This window comes from Streptomyces sp. RP5T (assembly GCF_003933965.1).
In the GTDB taxonomy this organism is placed as follows: Bacteria; Actinomycetota; Actinomycetes; order Streptomycetales; family Streptomycetaceae; genus Streptomyces.
In genome coordinates, this window is record NZ_RSAJ01000029.1 from 13,804 (window position 1) to 32,580 (window position 18,777).

Annotated in this window: 17 protein-coding genes; 8 read left to right on the forward strand and 9 right to left on the reverse strand. The window is 73.3% G+C overall.

Annotated elements, in window-relative coordinates:
- The first annotated feature begins 10 nt into the window (after positions 1 to 10).
- From EHS43_RS05415 to EHS43_RS05430, 4 genes are all read left to right on the forward strand, one after another.
- On the forward strand, positions 11 to 685 hold the full coding sequence (locus EHS43_RS05415) for an urease accessory protein UreF (protein ID WP_125189378.1): 675 nt from the start codon (positions 11 to 13) through the stop codon (positions 683 to 685).
- Between the two features lie 95 nt (positions 686 to 780).
- Positions 781 to 1,458, forward strand: coding sequence for an urease accessory protein UreG (gene ureG / locus EHS43_RS05420; RefSeq protein ID WP_125189379.1), 678 nt, complete (start codon positions 781 to 783; stop codon positions 1,456 to 1,458).
- On the forward strand, positions 1,446 to 2,222 hold the full coding sequence (locus tag EHS43_RS05425) for an urease accessory protein UreD (protein WP_125189380.1): 777 nt from the start codon (positions 1,446 to 1,448) through the stop codon (positions 2,220 to 2,222). Before ureG ends, EHS43_RS05425 begins: the two co-directional genes overlap by 13 nt.
- A 128-nt stretch (positions 2,223 to 2,350) precedes the next feature.
- On the forward strand, positions 2,351 to 3,964 hold the full coding sequence (locus tag EHS43_RS05430) for an alpha/beta hydrolase (RefSeq protein ID WP_125189381.1): 1,614 nt from the start codon (positions 2,351 to 2,353) through the stop codon (positions 3,962 to 3,964).
- Positions 3,965 to 4,009: 45 nt separating this feature from the next.
- On the opposite strand, the gene EHS43_RS05435 is transcribed toward EHS43_RS05430, so the two are convergent.
- From EHS43_RS05435 to EHS43_RS05465, 7 genes are all read right to left on the reverse strand, one after another.
- On the reverse strand, positions 4,010 to 5,032 hold the full coding sequence (locus tag EHS43_RS05435) for an NAD(P)-dependent oxidoreductase (protein ID WP_185806116.1): 1,023 nt from the start codon (positions 5,030 to 5,032) through the stop codon (positions 4,010 to 4,012).
- Between the two features lie 74 nt (positions 5,033 to 5,106).
- On the reverse strand, positions 5,107 to 5,826 hold the full coding sequence (locus tag EHS43_RS05440; protein WP_125189383.1) for a 1-acyl-sn-glycerol-3-phosphate acyltransferase: 720 nt from the start codon (positions 5,824 to 5,826) through the stop codon (positions 5,107 to 5,109).
- A 165-nt stretch (positions 5,827 to 5,991) separates the two neighbouring features.
- A complete protein-coding gene (locus EHS43_RS05445; RefSeq protein WP_125189384.1) occupies positions 5,992 to 7,239 on the reverse strand; it encodes a PP2C family protein-serine/threonine phosphatase in 1,248 nt (415 codons plus the stop codon).
- Positions 7,240 to 7,297: 58 nt separating this feature from the next.
- Positions 7,298 to 9,730 carry a SpoIIE family protein phosphatase gene (locus EHS43_RS05450; protein WP_125189385.1) on the reverse strand — a complete coding sequence of 811 codons (2,433 nt, stop codon included), beginning with the start codon at positions 9,728 to 9,730 and terminating at the stop codon, positions 7,298 to 7,300.
- Positions 9,731 to 9,823: 93 nt separating this feature from the next.
- Positions 9,824 to 11,044, reverse strand: coding sequence for an ornithine--oxo-acid transaminase (gene rocD / locus EHS43_RS05455; protein WP_125189386.1), 1,221 nt, complete (start codon positions 11,042 to 11,044; stop codon positions 9,824 to 9,826).
- Positions 11,041 to 11,853: a dimethylargininase gene (gene ddaH, locus EHS43_RS05460; RefSeq protein ID WP_125189387.1), complete on the reverse strand. Its 813-nt coding sequence runs from the start codon at positions 11,851 to 11,853 to the stop codon at positions 11,041 to 11,043. Before ddaH ends, rocD begins: the two co-directional genes overlap by 4 nt.
- 151 nt (positions 11,854 to 12,004) lie before the next feature.
- Positions 12,005 to 12,493 (reverse strand): Lrp/AsnC family transcriptional regulator, encoded by a 489-nt coding sequence (locus EHS43_RS05465; RefSeq protein WP_125189388.1) that lies wholly within the window; start codon positions 12,491 to 12,493, stop codon positions 12,005 to 12,007.
- A 78-nt stretch (positions 12,494 to 12,571) separates the two neighbouring features.
- On the opposite strand from EHS43_RS05465, the gene EHS43_RS05470 reads away from it, so the two are divergent.
- The 4 genes from EHS43_RS05470 to EHS43_RS05485 are packed head-to-tail and all read left to right on the forward strand — an operon-like array spanning position 12,572 to position 16,594.
- Positions 12,572 to 13,321, forward strand: coding sequence for a LytTR family DNA-binding domain-containing protein (locus tag EHS43_RS05470; protein ID WP_125189389.1), 750 nt, complete (start codon positions 12,572 to 12,574; stop codon positions 13,319 to 13,321).
- A gap of 2 nt (positions 13,322 to 13,323) precedes the next feature.
- The gene (locus EHS43_RS05475) at positions 13,324 to 13,683 is read left to right on the forward strand and encodes a hypothetical protein (protein ID WP_125189390.1); all 360 of its coding nucleotides are present in this window, start codon (positions 13,324 to 13,326) and stop codon (positions 13,681 to 13,683) included.
- Complete coding sequence (locus EHS43_RS05480) at positions 13,680 to 15,392, forward strand: cation acetate symporter (protein WP_125189391.1); 1,713 nt, start codon at positions 13,680 to 13,682, stop codon at positions 15,390 to 15,392. The genes EHS43_RS05475 and EHS43_RS05480 overlap by 4 nt, the downstream gene beginning before the upstream one ends.
- Positions 15,389 to 16,594: a sensor histidine kinase gene (locus EHS43_RS05485; RefSeq protein WP_125189392.1), complete on the forward strand. Its 1,206-nt coding sequence runs from the start codon at positions 15,389 to 15,391 to the stop codon at positions 16,592 to 16,594. The genes EHS43_RS05480 and EHS43_RS05485 overlap by 4 nt, the downstream gene beginning before the upstream one ends.
- A gap of 1 nt (position 16,595) precedes the next feature.
- On the opposite strand, the gene EHS43_RS05490 is transcribed toward EHS43_RS05485, so the two are convergent.
- Positions 16,596 to 16,769, reverse strand: a complete 174-nt coding sequence (locus EHS43_RS05490; RefSeq protein ID WP_125189393.1) for a hypothetical protein — start codon at positions 16,767 to 16,769, stop codon at positions 16,596 to 16,598.
- Between the two features lie 13 nt (positions 16,770 to 16,782).
- Positions 16,783 to 18,603 (reverse strand): serine/threonine-protein kinase, encoded by a 1,821-nt coding sequence (locus EHS43_RS05495; protein WP_125189394.1) that lies wholly within the window; start codon positions 18,601 to 18,603, stop codon positions 16,783 to 16,785.
- Between the last annotated feature and the right edge of the window lie 174 nt (positions 18,604 to 18,777).

Sequence of the window (18,777 nt, forward strand, 5' to 3'; positions counted from 1 at the left end):
CGGGGGCGTGATGTCACGGGCCGCACTTCTCGTCCTGGCCGACGGCCGCTTCCCCGCCGGGGGCCACGCGCACTCCGGCGGGGCCGAAGCGGCGGTCAGGGCGGGACGGATCACGGACGCGGAGAGCCTGGAGTCCTTCTGCCGCGGACGCCTGCACACGACGGGCCTGGTGTCCGCGGCGCTCGCGGCGGCGGCCGTACTCGGAGTCCCGCCCTCGGAGTTGGACGCGGCGGCGGACGCCCGTACGCCGTCACCGGCCCTGCGCGCCGCCGCCCGGAAACTGGGCCGCCAGCTGACGAGGGCGGCCCGGGCGACCTGGCCGTCGGCCGAACTCGACGCCTTGGCAGGGGAGTTCCCCAAGGGCGCCCATCAACCGGTGGTGCTGGGCCTGACGGCACGCGCGGCGGGCCTGGAACCCGTGGACGCGGCCCACTGCGCGGCGTACGAGAGCGTGAGCGGCCCGGCGAGTGCGACGGTCCGCCTGCTGAGCCTGGACCCCTTCGACGCGACTCGGGTGCTGGCCCGCCTGGCACCGGAGCTGGACCGCGTCGCGGACCGGGCGGTGGAGGCGGCACGGCAGGTGCGGCAGGAGGGGGCCGACGCGCTGCCCGCCGCCTCCGCACCGCTGCTGGAAATCGCCGCGGAGGCACACGCGGCCTGGCCGGTACGCCTGTTCGCCTCATAGGGAGGGCCCGGGTGACCTGCTCAGGGGCGCGGGGAACTGCGCGACCAGCCCTCACCGAACCCGCACCCGACAACGAACCGCAGAAGGAGCCGCACATGCACCTCGACCACTCCCACGACGGCCCCGCAGCACTGAGCGCCGACGCTCACCGGAGGGACGGCACCCGCAGAGCCCTCCGCATCGGCCTCGGCGGCCCCGTGGGCTCCGGCAAGACCGCCACCGTCGCCGCCCTCTGCCGGGCCCTGCGCGAGGAGCTGTCCCTCGCCGTCGTCACCAACGACATCTACACCCGCGAGGACGCCGAGTTCCTCCTCAGGGAAGCCGTCCTGCCCCCCGAGCGCATCACCGCCGTCGAGACGGGAGCCTGCCCCCACACGGCGATCCGGGACGACATCTCCGCCAACCTGGAAGCCGTCGAGGACCTGGAGGACGAGGCCGGCCCGCTGGACCTCATCCTCGTGGAGAGCGGTGGCGACAACCTCACCGCCACCTTCTCCAGGGGCCTGGTGGACGCCCAGATCTTCGTCATCGACGTGGCCGGAGGAGACGACATCCCGAGGAAGGGCGGCCCCGGCGTCACCACCGCCGACCTGCTCGTGGTCAACAAGACCGACCTGGCCCCGTACGTCGGCTCCGACCTCGCGCGGATGGCCGCCGACGCCAAGGCCCAGCGTGCCGAACTCCCGGTCGTCCTCCAGTCGTTGCGGAGCGAGACCGGCGTCAAGGACGTCGCCGACTGGGTGCGGTCGCAGCTCGCCGCGTGGACGGCGTGACCACGGCCGTGACCGGCGTGCGGGCCACCGCGCGGCTGGTCGCCCGGGACGACGGGCGCGGGGGCACCGCCCTGCCCGTCCTGGAGAGCGACGGACCGCTGGCCCTGCGGCGCACCCGGGGCACCGGCACCGAGGCGCGGGTCCTGCTGGTCGGCGCGATGAGCGGGCCCCTCGGCGGCGACCGCTTCACCGTCGAGGCCGAGGTCCACCAGGATGCCCGGCTGCACGTGGGTTCGGCCGCCGCCACCATCGCCCTGCCCGGGCAGACCAAGGACGAGGCCCGCTACGACGTACGGCTCACCGTCGCCGAGGGGGGCGAACTGCGCTGGCTGCCCGAGCAGTTGATCTCCGCGGGCGGCAGCGACCTGTACGTGGCCACACGGATCGACCTCGCGGCGACGGGCCGGCTCGTGCTGCGCGAGGAGCAGGTCCTCGGGCGGGCCGGGGAGGAGCCCGGACGGCTCACCAGCCGGCTGGCGCTGCGGATCGCGGGCCGGACCGTGCTCGATCAGGAGCTGTCCTGCGGGCCCGGCGCGCCCGGCGGCTGGGACGGCCCGGCCGTGCTCGCCGGGCACCGGGCGGTCGGTCAGCTCCTCGTCGCACGGCCGGAGTTCGCCGAGGAGCCGGTGCCGGCACGGGTGCTCGGGGAGGGCGCCGCCGTCGTACCCCTGGCCGGACCAGCCGCGCTCGTCACCGCGGTGGCCCCGGACGCCCGGCTGTTGCGCCGGGTCTTGGACGCGGCCCTCGCGGCGCTGGCTCCCTAGTCCGCCGAGCGAACAGGTTCTTCCGTTTATCGGATTGGCAAAGAACCCCGACGAACCCTGTTCACAGCGACTTCACCACCACGAGGATCCCCGGAGGAATCGAAACGACGTACGGGGAGGGGTCCCTCTTGAGGGAGACGAGACCGAAGTGGCGCACGACGGCACTCGGTTCGGCCGGAGTGCTCATCACGGCCACACTGATATCCGGTGCCGTCGCGGCACCCGCGTCCGGCGCCAACACGTCGGACCGGACGGGCCGCCACGCGCAGGACCGCGCGGCCGTGGGCGCGGCGATCGCCGCGGCCCGCGCCGCGAAGGCCGGCATCGACTGGGCGGACTGCCCCGCCGACTGGGGGATCGCGAAGCCCGTCCAGTGCGGCTGGGTCAGCGTGCCGCTGGACTACACGAAGCCGAACGGCAAGCAGATCAAGCTCGCCGTCGACCACATCGGCAACACCGGCACCGAGGCGGAGCGCCAGGGCGCCCTCGTCTACAACCCGGGCGGCCCCGGCGGCTCGGGCATGCGCTTCCCGCTCCGCGTCACCAGCAAGAACCCGATCTGGGCCAACGCGGCCAAGGCTTACGACTTCGTGGGCTTCGACCCGCGCGGCGTCGGCCACTCCGCGCCCATCTCCTGCATGGACCCGCAGGAGTTCGTGAAGGCGCCCAAGATGGACCCGGTGCCGGACAGCGAGGCCGACAAGCGCGCCCAGCGCAAGCTGGCCCGTGAGTACGCCGACGGCTGCGCCGAGCGCACCGGCAAGGCGATGCTCCAGCAGATGACCACGCCCAACACCGTGCGCGACCTGGATGTCATCCGTGCCGCGCTCGGCGAGAAGAAGCTCAACTACCTGGGCGTCTCCTACGGCACCTACATCGGCGCCGTCTACGGCACGATGTACCCGGGCCACGTGCGGCGCATGATCGTCGACAGCGTGGTCAACCCGTCGCGGGAGAAGATCTGGTACGAGGCCAACCTCGACCAGGACATCGCCTTCGAGGGCCGCTGGAAGGACTGGGAGGACTGGGTCGCCGCCAACGACGCCGCCTTCCACCTCGGCACCACCAGGGCCGCGGTCGAGGCGAAGTGGCTCGAACTGCGGGCCACCGCCAAGAAGAACCCCATCGGCGGGGTCGTCGGCCCGGCCGAGCTGATCGGCTTCTTCCAGAGCGCCCCGTACTACGACTCCTCGTGGGTGCCGGTCGCCACGGTGTTCAGCAAGTACGTCGCCGGTGACACCCAGGCGCTGGTCGACGCGGCCGCCCCGGACCTCACCGACACCGCGGGCAACATCTCCTCGGAGAACGGCAACGCCGTCTACACGGCCGTCGAGTGCACCGACGCCAAGTGGCCCACCAGCTGGAAGAAGTGGGACCGCGACAACACCGCGCTGCACGCGAAGTACCCGTTCATGACCTGGGCCAACGCCTGGCTGAACCTGCCCTGCGCCACCTGGCCGGTCAAGCAGCAGACGCCGGTGAACGTCCGGACCGGCAAGGGCCTGCCCGGCGTGCTGATCGTGCAGTCCGAGCGTGACGCGGCCACCCCGTACGACGGCGCCGTCGAACTGCACCAGCGCTTCAAGGGCTCCCGCCTGATCACCGAGAAGGACGCGGGCTCCCACGGCGTGACCGGTCTGGTCAACCCGTGCATCAACCCGCGGGTGGACGCCTACCTGCTCACCGGCAAGCTGGACACGACGGACGTGACCTGCACCCCGCACGCCACGCCGAAGCCGTAGCACGAACGACGGGACGAGGCGGCCGGAGCCACCGGTCGCCTCTTCTCATGCGCCGAGCGAGTCGAGGTACGCGTCCTCCGCCGCGTAGTCGAAAAGGTCGCCGTAGGTCTGGAACATCCTCGGGTACGCCTCCCGCCAGTCCCGCCCGGCCAGTCGCGCCTCGATCCAGGCGACCGTCTCCGGCAGCCGGTCCGCGTACCGCACCACCGCCCGGTAGCCCAACTCCCTCTCGGCGGCGGACATGTCGCAGACGACCGGCAGGGGCACCGACCACGGGGTGTCACCCACGGCAGGCGACGGCGGCGGCCCGTCCAGCAGGACCGTCCCGACCCCCGCGCCCATGACGGCGTCGATCGCGGCGGCGATCTCCGCCACCGTCGGGGCGTCCGGATCGACCGCGTTCAGGGCCCGGGTGCCCGGCCGCGCGGCCGCGAGCCGGATCAGCTCGGCGAGGTTGTGGACGCTCGCGGGGTGGAAACGGCTCCCGCCGCCGAAGGGGAGGACGCGCCGGGTCCGGCCGTCCAGGTTGCGCTTGACGAAGTAGAGCTCGCGCGGGGTCCGGCAGTGCGGCCCGTGGATCGCGCCGGCCCGCAGCAGCGTGGTGGGCAACCGGTCCCCGGCGGCCAGCAGTTCACGCTCCAGCCCCGCCTTGCGGGTGCTGTACGAGGTGTCGCCGGGCGGGACGGTCCGCTGGTCCTCCGTCAGGGGCACCGGGTACCGCGGGAAGCCGTCCGGCTCGCCCTGGGTGTCGAAGCCCCGGCCCTTGTCGTCCTCGTACACCGAGATGCTGGAGACGACCACGGCCGAGCCCACCCGGTCGGCCAGTGACACCAACTGCCGTGCGTGGGCGGGGCCGTAGGCCACCATGTCGACCAGGACCTCGCAGCCGTCGCCCACCGCGGCGGCGAGGGCGCCGTCGTCCGCCCGGTCGGCCCGCGCGGTGCGCACCTCCGCGGGCCAGCTCTCGTCCCGGTCGCCGCCCCGGGAGACGGCCGTCACCTCCCAGCCGTCCCCGGCGAGCGCCGTCACGGCCGCCCGCCCGATCTGTCCCGTCGCCCCGATCACCACAGCACGTCGTGTCATGCGGCGACCGTACGGCGCTCACCCCCGGCGGCTCCAGGGGGTTCTGCCGACGGCAGAGCTCAACTCAGCGGCAGCCGCGGGAACTTGCGTTCCTTCGCCGCGGCGGCCTCCTCCGCCTTCACCACCGCCGCGTACTGGTCGACGTACTCCTGCTCGGAGAGCGTGAGGATGGCGTACATGATCTCGTCGGTGATGGCCCGCAGGATCGCCTTCTCGTTCTCCATCCCGGCGTAGCGGGAGAAGTCCAGCGGCTTGCCGAAGCGGATCACCACGGGGTGCAGATGGGGGATGACCTTGCCGGGCGGCTGGGCCTCGAAGGTGCCGATCATCGCGCACGGGATGACCGGGGCCTGCGCCTTGAGCGCCATCACCGCGACACCGACCTTGCCCTTGTAGAGGCGGCCGTCGTGGGAGCGGGTGCCCTCCGGGTAGATGCCGAGCAGCTCGTCCTTGCGCAGCACGCCGAGGCCCTCGCGGATGGCGGCCTGGCCCGCCTCCTTGCCGGAGCGGTCGACCGGGATCTGCCCGGCGCTGCGGAAGAAGAAGGCGGTCAGCCGGCCCTTGATGCCGGGACCGGTGAAGTACTCGGCCTTCGCCAGGAAGGTGATGCGCCGCTTGAGCACCGCGGGCATCAGGAAGTGGTCGGAGAAGGAGAGGTGATTGCCGGCGACGATGGCGGCACCCGACTCCGGGATGTGCTCCAGGCCTTCTATTCGGGGCCGGAAGACCAGTCTCAGCAACGGCCCCAACAGCACGTATTTGAGCAGGTAGTAGAACAAGAGGGGGCGCTCCTCGGTCGGGCGGACGGCTCAACTCCGCGTTCTGGCTGGTCAACCGGCGTGAAACGGGGCTGTCAGTGTAGGCGCAGGGCGCGACGGCCGGAACAGGGCCGCGCACCGGCCGCGGCGGCGACCGCGACCGTGTCCGTCCACGCCCGTGCCCGCTCACAGCCGCACGATGACCAGTGCCGTGTCGTCCGTGGAGCCACCGGGCGGCAGCAGCTCCAGCAGGACGGCGTCGGCGAGGGTCTCGGGGTCGTCCTCGCGGTGCCGGGCGAGGGCGTCGGCGAGCCGGGTGATCCCCGTGTCGATGTCCTCATGGCGTCGCTCCACCAGGCCGTCGGTGTACAGCGCGAGGGTGGCGCCGCCGGTGAAGGTGGTCGCGGCCTGCGGCCGGGGCATCGGGTCCGGGCGGGCGTCGAGCGGCGGGTCGGTCGCCTTGTCCAGGCACTCCACCCGGCCGTCGGCGTGCACCAGCAAGGGGGGCGGGTGCCCCGCGCTGCTGTAGGTGATGGTGCCGTGGTCGAGGTCGATGAAGGTGGTGACCGCGGTGGCGGACTCGGCGCCGTCGACGACATGGGCGTACCGGCCCAGCACGTCCAGGGCCTGCGCCGGCCCCTCGGCCACCCGGGAGGCGGCGCTCAGGGCACTGCGCAGCTGACCCATCACCCCCGCGGCCTCGAGACCGTGGCCCACCACGTCACCGACCGAGACACCCACGCGGCGGCCGCCCACCAGGTCGACCAGGTCGTACCAGTCGCCGCACACGTTGAGCGCGCCGACCGCCGGACGGTAGCGCACGGCGGCGCCGTGGTGCAGGGTCTGCCGACTGGTGGGCAGCATGGCGTCCTGCAGGGCGAGGGCGACCTCGCGGTCCCGGGCGTGGGCCTGCCGCAACCGCTCGTTGAGCGTCTGGAGTTCACGGGCGCGGGTGTACAGCTCGGCCTCCAGGACACGGTTGCGGTCGCTGCCCGGGCCACCGCGGGCCCGGATCAGCTCGGTGACCTCCTCGACCCGGTGCACGAGCAGTTCGACCTTGCCGTCCGCGCCGAGCACCGGGGCGTTGCAGGGGCTCCAGTAGCGCTCCTCCCACTCTCCCGGCAGGCCCGCCACCTCGACGTCGTAGCGCTGCAGGGCCATGGAGTCGCGCTCCCCGGTCTCCAGCACCCGGCGCAGCGAGGCGGCCAGGTTGCGCATGCCGGTGGCCGCGGTGTCGTTGGGGTTGTCCGGGAAGACGTCGAAGAGGTAGCGGCCCACGACCTCCTCGCGCCGGCGCCCGGCCATGCGCAGGAATTCCTCGTTGACCTCCGCGTACACCAGGTCGGGTGTGAGCAGTGCGACCATCCCGGGCAGCGCCTGGAACACGGCCGCGTAGTCGATGGAGTCGGGGTCGTCGATGGGTCTGTCACTCATGGCTGGCGCCTCCCCGCCGGGATCGCACTATTTTCCCACGGTATGCGGGGTTCGGCGTTCAGTCCGGTGGATCCGTGAGGGACTGCTCCGCCCAGATGACCTTTCCCTCGGGTACGAACCGGGTGCCCCAGCGCCGGGCGAACTGGGAGACCAGCAGCAGCCCCCGGCCGCCCTCGTCGGTGGTGCGCGGGTGACGCAGATGGGGCGCGGTGTCCCCGCTGTCGAACACCTCGCAGATCAGGGACCGCTCCCGGATCAGCCGGAGCCGGATCGGGCCGACGGCGTGCCGGATGGCGTTGGTGACCAGTTCGCTGACGATCAGTTCCGTGGTGAAGGCGAACTCCTCCAGCCCCCAGTCCGTCAGCTGCCGGGACGTCGTCTTGCGGGCCTCGGCGACCCGGGCCGGATCCACGGGCACGTCCCAGTCCGCGACCTGGTCGGGGCCCAGCAGCCGGGTGCGGGCCATGAGCAGGGCCACGTCGTCGTGCGGCCGGGCCGGGGCCAGGGCGTCGACCACGGTCCGGCAGCGCAGGTCGAGGGAGGCCGCGGACCGCTCCAGGGCCTGGCGCAGCCGGTTGCGGCCCGCGTCCACGGCCCCCTCCTCGCCGCGGGCCAGCAGCCCGTCGGTGTGCAGCGCCAGGGTGCTGCCCTCGGCCAGGGCCAGCTCGACCGACTCGAAGGGCGGACCGCCGACGCCGAGCGAGGGCCCCTGCGGCAGGTCCACGAAGGCGACCGTGCCGTCGGGCAGGATCACGGCGGGCGCGGGATGACCGGCGGCGGCCATCGTGCACTGCCCGTCGACCGGGTCGTAGACGACGTACACGCATCCGGAGCCGCGGGCGCTGTCGGTGTCGTCCGTCTCCGGCCCCGCGCCCTCCTCCCGGGCCGACCGGGCCACCAGGTCGTCCAGATGGCCGAGGACCTCCTCGGGCGGCAGATCCAGCGCCGCCAGCGTCCGCACGGCGGTCCGCAGCCGGCCCATCGCGGCGGCGGCGCCGATGCCGTGCCCGGGCACCTCGCCGACCACGAGGGCGACCCGGGCGCCGGAGAGCGGGATCAGGTCGTACCAGTCCCCGCCGAGGCCGGTCAGCTCGTCGGCGGGCCGGTAGCAGGCGCTCACCTCCACGGCGTCCTGCTCGGACAGCCGGTGGGGGAGCAGGCTGCGCTGGAGGACGAGGGCGGCCTCGCGTTCACGGGTGTAGCGCCAGGCGTTGTCCACGCAGACGGCGGCCCGGGAGACGAGGTCCTCGGCGAGGTTCAGGTCGTCCTCGTCGAAGGGTTCCTGGCGACGCCGGCGGAACAGGGTGGTGACGCCCAGGGTGACGCCCCGCGCGCGGATCGGCACCACCATGGCGCTGTGCAGGCCCAGTTCCATGAAGGTGGCCCGGCGTCCGCCGGCTATGCCGGTCGCCCACTCCGCGCCCAGCGGGTCCAGCCGCTCCTCCCGCACGGACCCGCCCTCGGCAAGGCACCCCAGCGGCGGCGAGCCGGGCCGGTAGGCGGCCACCTCGCCGACCTCCACGACGGCCTCGGGGACGCCCTCGTTCACCGACTGCTGCCCGGCCCGCAGCAGTGTCTCCTGCCCGGTCGGCTCCGCGCCCCGCAGCACCGACTCCAGCAGGTCCACGGTGATGTAGTCGGCCAGCGCCGGCACCGCCACGTCGGCCAGCTCCTGCGCGGTGCGCCGGATGTCCAGGCTGCGGCCGATGTACTCGCCGGCCCGGTCGAGCAGGGCGAGGCGCTGCCGGGCCCGGTGCCGCTCGGTGATGTCGACGACCGTGTAGTAGACGCCCACCGGGTGGCCCCGGTCGTCGTCGATCCGGGTGAACGACATGGTGTGCGCGGTCTCGCGGTGCGGGGCGGAGCGCACCCGGCCGACGTGCTCGTAGCCCACGACCGGCTCGCCGGTCTCCAGCACGCGCCGCATCTGCGCCTCGATCGACTCGGCGTCCAGACCGGGCTGGATCTCCCCGAACCGCAGCCCCAGCCGCCGCTGGGCCGGACCGCTGCCGAACTGCTCCAGCGCCGGGTTGGACCACACGCAGCGCAGGTCCGTGTCCACGACCGCGATGCCGATGGGGGAGCGGGTGACCAGCTGCTCCAGCACCCGGCGGCTCATGTCCCAGCCGGGGGCCTCCGCCAGCTCGGACAGCAGGACCAGCCAGCGGGCGGAGCCGTCGAAGTCGTCGGCGGCGGTGATCCGCACCATGAGCCGGACCGGCCGGCCACCCCTGCGCAGGGCGGTCAGCAGCCCGGCCCAGCCCCCGTCGTTGCGGCAGCGCTCGGCGAGTTCCGGCAGCCGCCGGGCCTCCTCCGCGGTGAGCAGCGCGGCGGCCGCCATCCCCACGGCCTCCGCGGCCCCGTAGTCCAGCAGGCGCTCGGCCTCCCTGGTCCAGCCCCTGACGACGCCCTGGGCATCGAGCAGCACGGGCGCGGCATCGGCCACGTCGAACCGGTGCCGCGCGGTGTCGTGCTCCTCCTGAGCGCCCACGGCCGACCTCTCTGTCGCTGAGAGTGGTCTACCACCTCTTCGACACATCTTCACCCGGTGTGGGGGAGTGCGCGGCCGGGAGCGGCGGCCGGGCTACCGGTTCAGCACCCTTTCCAGCACGCCCAGGGCCGACCGCAGCTCCTCCGCCGTGATGGTCAGCGGGGGTGCCAGCCGGATCGTGGAGCCGTGGGTGTCCTTGACCAGGATCCCCTCGTGCATCAGCCGCTTGCTCACCTCCCGGCCCGTGCCGATCGCCGGATCGACGTCCACCCCCGCCCACAGGCCCCTGGCGCGGAAGCCGACGACTCCCTTGCCGACCAGGTCCGCCAGGCCGTCCCGCAGGACCGTGCCCAGCTCGGCCGCCCGGCGCTGGAACGCGCCCGTCTCCAGGAGCTCGACGACCGCCGTGCCCACCGCCGCCGCCAGCGGGTTGCCGCCGAAGGTGGAGCCGTGCTCGCCCGGCCGCAGCACGCCGAGGACGTCCCGGCGGGCGACCACCGCGGAGACCGGCACGATGCCGCCGGCCAGGGCCTTGCCGAGCAGCAGGACGTCCGGGACGACCCCCTCGTGCTCGACGGCCAGCGTGCGGCCCGTGCGGCCGAGGCCCGACTGGATCTCGTCCGCGACGAACAGACAGCCCGCGCGGCGGGTGAGCTCGCGGACGCCGGTCAGATAGCCGTCGTCCGGGATGATCACGCCCGCCTCGCCCTGGATCGGCTCCAGGAGCACCGCGGCCGTCGTCTCGTCGACCGCCGCCTCCAGTGCCGCGAGGTCGTTGTACGGCACGATCCGGAAGCCCGGTGTGAAGGGGCCGAAGCCCGCCCGTGCCGTCTCGTCCGTGGAGAACGACACGATCGTGGTCGTACGGCCGTGGAAGTTGTCCGCCGCCACCACGATCGTGGCCCGGTCGGCCGGGACGCCCTTGACCTCGTACGCCCACTTGCGGGCCACCTTGATGCCGCTCTCCACCGCCTCCGCGCCGGTGTTCATCGGCAGCACCATGTCCAGGCCGGTCAGCGCGGCCAGGCGCTCGGCGAACTCGGCGAGCCGGTCGTTGTGGAAGGCCCGGGAGGTCAGCGTCAGCCGGTCCAGCTGCCGGTGGGCGGCCTCGATCAGCGCGGGGTGGCGGTGGCCGAAGTTCAGGGCGGAGTAGCCGGCCAGCATGTCCAGGTAGCGGCGGCCCTCGACGTCCTCCACCCAGGTGCCCTCGGCACGGGCGACGACCACGGGCAGCGGATGGTAGTTGTGCGCGAGGACCGGCTCCTCGGCGCGGATGAGATCGGCGGAGGAACGCGTGCCTGTGGGTGCGGTCATGAGCGGATCTCCTGGGTGCAGCACTTGATGCCGCCGCCGGCCTTGTGGAGCTCGGAGAGGTCGACGGGGACGGGGACATAGCCGTGGTCGTCGAGGCGCAGGGCGAGGGCCTCGGCCTGCGGGGCGATGAAGACGTGCCGGCCGTCGGACACGGAGTTCAGACCGAACGCCATCGCGTCGTCGCGGGTCGCGAGCACCGCGTCCGGGTACAACTGGGCGAGTACCTCGCGGCTGCCCGGTGAAAAGGCCTCCGGGTAGTAGGCGATGTTGTCGTCGTCGAGCACGAACAGCGCGGTGTCCAGGTGGTAGAAGTGCGGGTCCACCAGCGTCAGGCTGATCACCGGGTGCCCGAAGAACTCCTGCACCTCGCGGTGCGCCTCCCGGGTCGTGCGGAACCCGGTGCCGGCCAGCACGTACCGGCCCGTCCAGACGAGGTCGCCCTCGCCCTCGCAGACCGCCTGGGGGCGCCGGACGTCGAAGCCCGCCTTCTTGAACCACAGGTCGTAGTGCGTGGACTCCGGGCGCCGCTCCGGCGCGTGGAAGAGGGAGCCGAAGACCCGGCCGCCGACGACGACCGCCGAGTTCGCGGCGAAGACCATGTCCGGCAGGCCGGGGACCGGCTCCACGGCGTCGACGCTGTGACCGTGGGTCTCGTAGGCGCGGATCAGGGTCCGCCACTGCTCCTGCGCCAGGTCCACGTCGACATGGGTGTCGGGATGCATCCAGGGATTGATCGCGTACTGCACGGCGAAGTGTCTGGGTTCGCAGACGAGGAAACGCCGTCGGCGCTGCACACGGGAGTAGGACACAGAGGGGTTCCTCCGCTTCCAGCGGTGTCTACTGAGGGTTGACACCACGGTAGGAAGTGACGGGCAGGCCCGACAAGGAACAAGAATTGCGTGTCTGCGCAGGAATGCTGCGAATTCTTCCGGTGAAACGCACGCCTGCTGCGTTTATCCGCTACGCCTCCGGTGCCGGCTGACTCGCCCCCGCCTCCGGGCTCTCCGGGATGAGGTGGGACAGCACCATCACACTGATCGTCTTGCGGATGAACGGCTCCACGCGGATGCGCTCCAGCACCTCCTCGAAGTGCTCCACGTCCCGCGCCCGCACGTGCAGCAGCGCGTCCGCGCCCCCGGTCACCGTCATCGCCGCGGTGATCTCCGGATGGTTGCGGACCACCTCCGCGAGCCGCCGCGGCGGGGCCGCGCCCTCGCAGTACACCTCGACGTACGCCTCCGTGCGCCAGCCCAGCGCCGACGGCTCGACCGTGGCCGTGAACCCGGTGATCACCCCGGTCTCCCGCAGCCGGTCCACGCGCCGCTTCACCGCCGTGGCGGACAGCCCGATCGCCGAACCGATCTCCGCGAAGGACGTCCGCGCGTTCGCCATCAGCGCGGTGATGATCTTCCGGTCCAGCTCGTCGAACGCGACGGTCCTGCTGTTCATGCCCGCACTGTATCCAGCGGGGGCGTCCGCACCGGCGCACGTGTCCAGTCGTACGAATTGCTCCTACACTCCGGGTTCATGCTGCGCGCCCTGGCTGTCGACGACGAACGCCCCTCGCTGGAGGAACTCCTCTACCTCCTGAACACCGACCCCCGGATCGGCAGTGTGGAGGGCGCCGGTGACGCCACCGAGGCGCTGCGGCGCATCAACCGCGCGCTGGAGTCCGGGCCGCACGGACCCGAGGCGATCGACGTCGTCTTCCTCGACATCAACATGCCCGGCCTCGACGGCCTCGACCTCGCCCGGCTGCTCACCGGCTTCGCCAAACCGCCCCTCGTCGTGTTCGTCACCGCCCACGAGGACTTCGCCGTCCAGGCCTTCGACCTCAAGGCCGTCGACTACGTCCTCAAACCGGTCCGCAAGGAACGCCTCGCGGAAGCCGTCCGCCGCGCCGCCGAACGCCTCGACGCCGCGCCCCGCATCCCCGTGCACGAACCCGACCCCGACCACATACCCGTCGAACTCGGCGGAGTGACCCGGTTCGTGGCCGTCGACGACATCACCCACGTCGAGGCCCAGGGCGACTACGCCCGCCTCCACACCGACAAGGGCAGCCACCTCGTCCGCATCCCGCTGTCCACCCTGGAGGAGCGCTGGCGCTCGCGCGGGTTCGTCCGCATCCACCGCCGCCACCTCGTCGCCCTGCGCCACGTCGGCGAACTCCGCCTGGACGCCGGCACGGTGAGCGTCCTGGTCGGCGGCGAGGAGCTCCAGGTCAGCCGCCGCCACACGCGCGAACTGCGGGACCTGCTGATGAGGAGGCCGTAGCCGTGCCCCAGGACCCCACCGAGCGGCGCGTCGTCGTCACCGGCCCGCCCCGGCGCGGCCGCCCCGCCTCCGGCTACTACCGGCCGCGCACCGAGATCGACGAGCAGACCACCCTCGGCCACACCTACGTCCGCTCCCTCATGCGCACCCAACTGCGCGCCGCCCTCGCCGTGTTCGCCTTCCTCGGCCTGCTCATCGGCCCGCTCCCGCTGCTCTTCGCGGCCATGCCCGACGCCCACCGCCTCGAATGGGGCGTCCTCGGCTTCGGCCTGTACGTCCCGATGGTCCTGCTGGCCCGCTGGTACGTCCGCCGCGCGGAACGCAACGAACGGGACTTCGTGCGGCTGGTCGAGGACCGATGAACTCCGGCTACTCCGTCCCCGCGGTCGCCCTGGTCGTCGTCGCCACCGTCCTCGTCGGCGCCTTCGGCCTGCGCATCTCCCGCACCACCTCCGACTTCTACGTCGCCTCCCGCACCGTCGGTCCCCGCCTCAACGCGGCCGCCATCAGCGGCGAGTACCTCTCCGCCGCCTCCTTCCTCGGCATCGCGGGCCTGGTCCTCGTCCAGGGCCCCGACATGCTCTGGTACCCGGTCGGCTACACGGCGGGCTATCTCGTCCTGCTCCTGTTCGTCGCCGCCCCGCTGCGCCGCTCCGGCGCCTACACCCTCCCCGACTTCGCCGAGGCCCGGCTCGCCTCGCAGGCCGTCAGGCGGCTCGCGGGCGCCTTCGTCGTCGGCGTCGGCTGGCTCTACCTGCTGCCCCAACTCCAGGGCGCCGGACTGACGCTGACCGTGCTCACCGGGGCGCCCCCGTGGCTCGGCGGAGTGATCGTCGCGGTCGTCGTGGTCGCCACCGTCGCCGCGGGCGGCATGCGCAGCATCACCTTCGTGCAGGCCTTCCAGTACTGGCTCAAGCTCACCGCCCTGCTCGTCCCCGCCCTCTTCCTCATCCTCGCCTGGCAGGGCGACGGCGCCCCCAGCAACGCCTTCGAGGAACCCGCCGCCTTCCGTGAACAGCGGGTGGTCCGCGTCGACTCCACCCTCGACCTCAGGCTGGAGCGCCCCCTGACCGTCACCGTCACCGGCACGGTCGACGGCCGCCGGCACGACGACCGCAAACTCGAACTGCCCACCGGCACCCACCACATCGAACGGGGCACCCGCCTCACCTTCGCCGGCGGCACCACGGTCCCCGCCGCCGACCGCGGCACCAGCGACGGCATGTCGACCTCCCTGGCCGCGGGCCGCGAGGAACGGCCCCTGTACGCCACCTACGGGCTGATCCTCGCCACCTTCCTCGGCACCATGGGCCTGCCGCACGTCGTCGTCCGCTTCTACACCAGCCCGCACGGCGTCGCCGCCCGTCGCACCACGGTCGCCGTCCTCGGCCTGATCGGCTGCTTCTACCTCCTGCCCCCGGTCTACGGCGCCCTCGGCCGCCTGTACGCCCCCGAACTCACCCTCACCGGGGACGCCGACGCGGCCGTCCTGCTGCTCCCCGAGCGCATGATCGGCGGCCTCGGCGGCGACCTGCTGGGCGCGCTGGTGGCGGGCGGCGCCTTCGCGGCCTTCCTGTCCACGGCCTCCGGGCTCACCATGGCCGTGGCGGGCGTGCTCACCCAGGACGTCCTGCCCTCCCGCGGCGTACGGCACTTCCGGCTCGGCACGCTCCTCGCGATGTGCGCCCCGCTCGCCGCGAGCGTCCTGGTCGGCAGCCTGCCCGTCGCCGACGCGGTGGGGCTCGCCTTCGCCGTCTCCGCCTCCTCGTTCTGCCCGCTGCTCGTGCTCGGCATCTGGTGGCGGCGGCTGACCCCGCCCGGCGCCGCCGCGGGCATGCTGGTCGGCGGCGGCTCGGCGTTCGTCGCCGTGGCCGCGACCATGGCGGGCCTCCCGGCGACGGGAACGCCGCACTCCCTGCTCGCCTGGCCCGCGCTCTGGTCGGTGCCGCTCGGCTTCCTCACCATGGTGCTGGTCTCCCTGGCCACCGCGGCCCGGGTACCGGCGGGCACGGCGGCGATCCTGGCCCGCTTCCACCTGCCCGAGGAGCTCAGGGCGGAGGTGAAGGCGTGAGCGGCTTCCTGGCCGGCCTGTGCGTGGCGATCCTCCCGCTGCTCGCCGCCGGCTTCTGGCTGGGCCGGCGCACGGCCCGCCCGCAGAACCTCGGCGGCCTCGGCACCCCCGTCGAGCACGCCACCTTCGAGACCCTGCACACCGCCTCCCTGGCCGCGCCCCCGCTGCGGGCCGGGCTGACGGAGGAGACCGCCCGCAAGTCGGCCCGCAGACTGCGCTCGCTGCTCGGCACGGACGCGCTGTGCCTCACCGATCAGAAACAGGTCCTGGTGTGGGACGGCGTGGGCAGCCACCACCGCACCGAGATCATGGAACGCCTCGCCGGCCCGCTGGAGACCGGCCGCGGCGAGGCCTTCCCGCTCACCTGCGCCGCCCCCGACTGCCCGGTCCGCTGGGCGGTCGTCACCCCGCTCACCGTCGACGACCGCGTCCACGGCGCCCTGGTCGCCTGCGCGCCCCGCGAGTCCGCCGTCCTGGTCCGCGCGGCCGGGGAGGTCGCCCGCTGGGTGAGCGTCCAGCTGGAGCTGGCGGACCTGGACCAGTCACGGACCCGCCTGATCGAGGCCGAGATCAAGGCGCTCCGGGCCCAGATCTCCCCGCACTTCATCTTCAACTCGCTCGCGGTGATCGCCTCGTTCGTCCGCACCGACCCCGAGCGCGCCCGCGAACTCCTCCTCGAATTCGCCGACTTCACCCGCTACTCGTTCCGCAGACACGGCGACTTCACCACCCTCGCCGACGAACTCCACGCCATCGACCACTACTTGGCCCTCGTCCGGGCACGCTTCGGCGACCGCCTCGCCGTCACCCTCCAGATCGCCCCCGAGGTGCTGCCGGTCGCGCTGCCCTTCCTGTGCCTGCAGCCGCTCGTCGAGAACGCCATCAAACACGGCCTGGAGGGCAAGACCGAGAAGTGCCACCTGCAGATCACCGCCCAGGACGCCGGCGCCGAGGCCCTCGTCGTCATCGAGGACGACGGTGCCGGAATGGACCCGGTCCTGCTCCGCCGCATCCTCGCGGGCGAGGTCAGCCCCTCGGGCGGCATCGGCCTGTCCAACGTCGACGACCGGCTGCGCCAGGTGTACGGGGACTCCTACGGCCTGGTCATCGAGACCGCCGTCGGCGCGGGCATGAAGATCACCGCCCGGCTGCCCAAGTACCAGCCGGGCGTGCACTCGGCGGGCCGCCTCACGGGCGGCTGAATCAGCCGCGGGTGGCCACCATGCCGAGGGTGATCAGGCCCAGCACGACCCAGCCGAACCACAGCCAGCCGTTGCTGCCGAGCGCCACCGTGTAGGCGGTCACCGCGACGAGAGCACCTACGGTGAGCACCCCCATCGTCCGGGTCGAGCCATCCGTGGAACCGGTACCGGGCATCGCAACACCCTCCTCAGGATTCGTCCCCCTCCATGGTGCCCCCGTTCTGCCTGCGCACGGTGCACACGACGAAATGAGTGCCGTTCTTCCACGGCCCCTCGCTGGTCCAGGAGCCCGCCGTGTACACGGACGGATCGAAGCCGTAGTCGCCCGGCGGCACGTCCCGCGCGCACGCCGCGTCCGACTCTGTGCGCGCCTCGGACAGCGTGACGTCGGGAGCCAGTCGGGTGAATCCGAGCACCTGCTCGTCGTAGGAGCCCGCGCAGGAGACCAGCCGGGCGTCCCGGTTGGTGCGTACGTCCAGGCAGTCCCGCCGCTGCATGGTCGCCGTGTCCGCGAACGCCGAGCCCCTCGCGCGCCGCGGGCCGATCGGCCCGTACACCGGCCCGTTCCCGCCCAGCACCAGACACGCGGTACGCCGTCCCGCCGCCTCGAACCCGGCATCGGCCGGCACCACGGCCTGGCTGCGGACGTCCGCGAGGCGGTCCCGGACCGCCCGCGTCCGCTCCTCGCACTCCGCCGCCCCCGTGCGCCGCGCCTCCTGCGCCGAGGCGGCCCCGGCGAACGCCATCACCTGGCCGTCCGGGGCGGTGCCGCAACCGGGGTCCAGCCGCAGTCGGGGCGTCCCGCGGAAACGCCGCGACCCCGGCCAGTCGGCGATCACGCAGTCGCCGTCCCGCAGCGCTCTCGTGAGCCCGACCGCCTCGCCGTACGGCTGCCGCGCGCCCTGCTGTCCGCCGCCGCCGTCCGACGAGCGGTCGGCCAGGGCGTACCAGACACCGCCCAGGGCCAGCAGCAGCCCGAGTCCGCCGGCGAGGACGGCCCGCAGGGCGTGCGAGCGCTCCCGGCGGTGGCTGGTCGGCGGCGACCCGTTCGGCGGAGGCCCAGGCGGCGGCGCCTGCTGCACGGCCGCCCACGGTGGCTGGGAACCGATGTCGGTCCGCGTCCGGACGTACGGCTCGGCCTCGGGCGTCACGATCCGCGACAGCGCGGCCTCCGTCTGCGCCGCCGACAGCCGCTGCCCGGGGTCCTTCGCGAGCAGCGCCCGCAGCACGGGACCCAGCGCACCGGCGCGCACGGCGGGCCGGGGTTCCTCCATGACCACCGCGGTCACCTCGGCGAGGTGGGACTCCCGCTCGAAGGGACCCACGCCCTCCACCGCGTGGTAGAGCGTGCAGCCCAGGGAGAACAGGTCGGCGGCCGGGGTGGGCGTGCCGCCCGTGGCCCGTTCCGGCGCCAGATAACCCGCCGTGCCCACCAGGACCGACGCCAGCGTGTACCGGGTCTCCCCGGCGTCCGGCTGCACGGAGATGCCGTAGTCGGTGAGCAGGACGCGCCCGTACGGCGATCCCGCGCGGTCCGGCGCCAGCAGGATGTTCGCCGGCTTCACGTCCCGGTGCATCACGCCCCGCCGGTGCCCGGCGGTCAGCGCGTCGAGCACGGCGAGGCCGATGCGGGCGCACTCCGCCGGGGCGAGCGGTCCGCGGGCTGCGACGAGGTCGCGCAGGTCCACGGCGTCCGCGACGTACTCCATGACGATCCACGGCAGCCCCTCGTGCTCCAGCACGTCGTGCACGGTCACCACGTGCGGGTGGCCGCGTAGCCCCGCCGCGTGCCGGGCCTCGGCGCGGGCTCGTGCCACCCGGGCCTCCCGCTCGTGGTCCGCCTCCGCCGGGTCACGGAACACGATCTCCTTCAGCGTGACCTCGCAGGCGAGTCTCTGGTCGTGGGCGAGCCACACATGGCCCATGCCGCCGCTGCCGAGCGGCCACAGCAGCAGATACCGGCCGGCGATGACCCGGCCCGCTCCCGACGTCGGTGATCCTGAAGGCATCCGGTGACTCCCCGGGGTCTGCGGGTTCTGCGGGGCGCTACGTGGCGACGGCGGTGCTCGGCGCGTCGGTCGCCGCCTGGCTCGTGGCGGGCGGCGCGGTGCCGGCGGACGGCGGCGGGGGAGACGGAGGCGCGCTGCTGCTGACCGGGGCGGTGGTCGGCGCCGAAGCGGTCG

Coding starts and splice junctions, on each gene's coding strand:
- EHS43_RS05495 (WP_125189394.1), bottom strand. CDS start 18,603: ATGCCTTCAGGATCACCGACGTCGGGAGCGGGCCGGGTCATCGCCGGC.
- EHS43_RS05465 (WP_125189388.1), bottom strand. CDS start 12,493: ATGAACAGCAGGACCGTCGCGTTCGACGAGCTGGACCGGAAGATCATC.
- ureG (WP_125189379.1), top strand. CDS start 781: ATGCACCTCGACCACTCCCACGACGGCCCCGCAGCACTGAGCGCCGAC.
- EHS43_RS05490 (WP_125189393.1), bottom strand. CDS start 16,769: ATGCCCGGTACCGGTTCCACGGATGGCTCGACCCGGACGATGGGGGTG.
- EHS43_RS05480 (WP_125189391.1), top strand. CDS start 13,680: ATGAACTCCGGCTACTCCGTCCCCGCGGTCGCCCTGGTCGTCGTCGCC.
- EHS43_RS05470 (WP_125189389.1), top strand. CDS start 12,572: ATGCTGCGCGCCCTGGCTGTCGACGACGAACGCCCCTCGCTGGAGGAA.
- EHS43_RS05445 (WP_125189384.1), bottom strand. CDS start 7,239: ATGAGTGACAGACCCATCGACGACCCCGACTCCATCGACTACGCGGCC.
- EHS43_RS05415 (WP_125189378.1), top strand. CDS start 11: ATGTCACGGGCCGCACTTCTCGTCCTGGCCGACGGCCGCTTCCCCGCC.
- rocD (WP_125189386.1), bottom strand. CDS start 11,044: ATGACCGCACCCACAGGCACGCGTTCCTCCGCCGATCTCATCCGCGCC.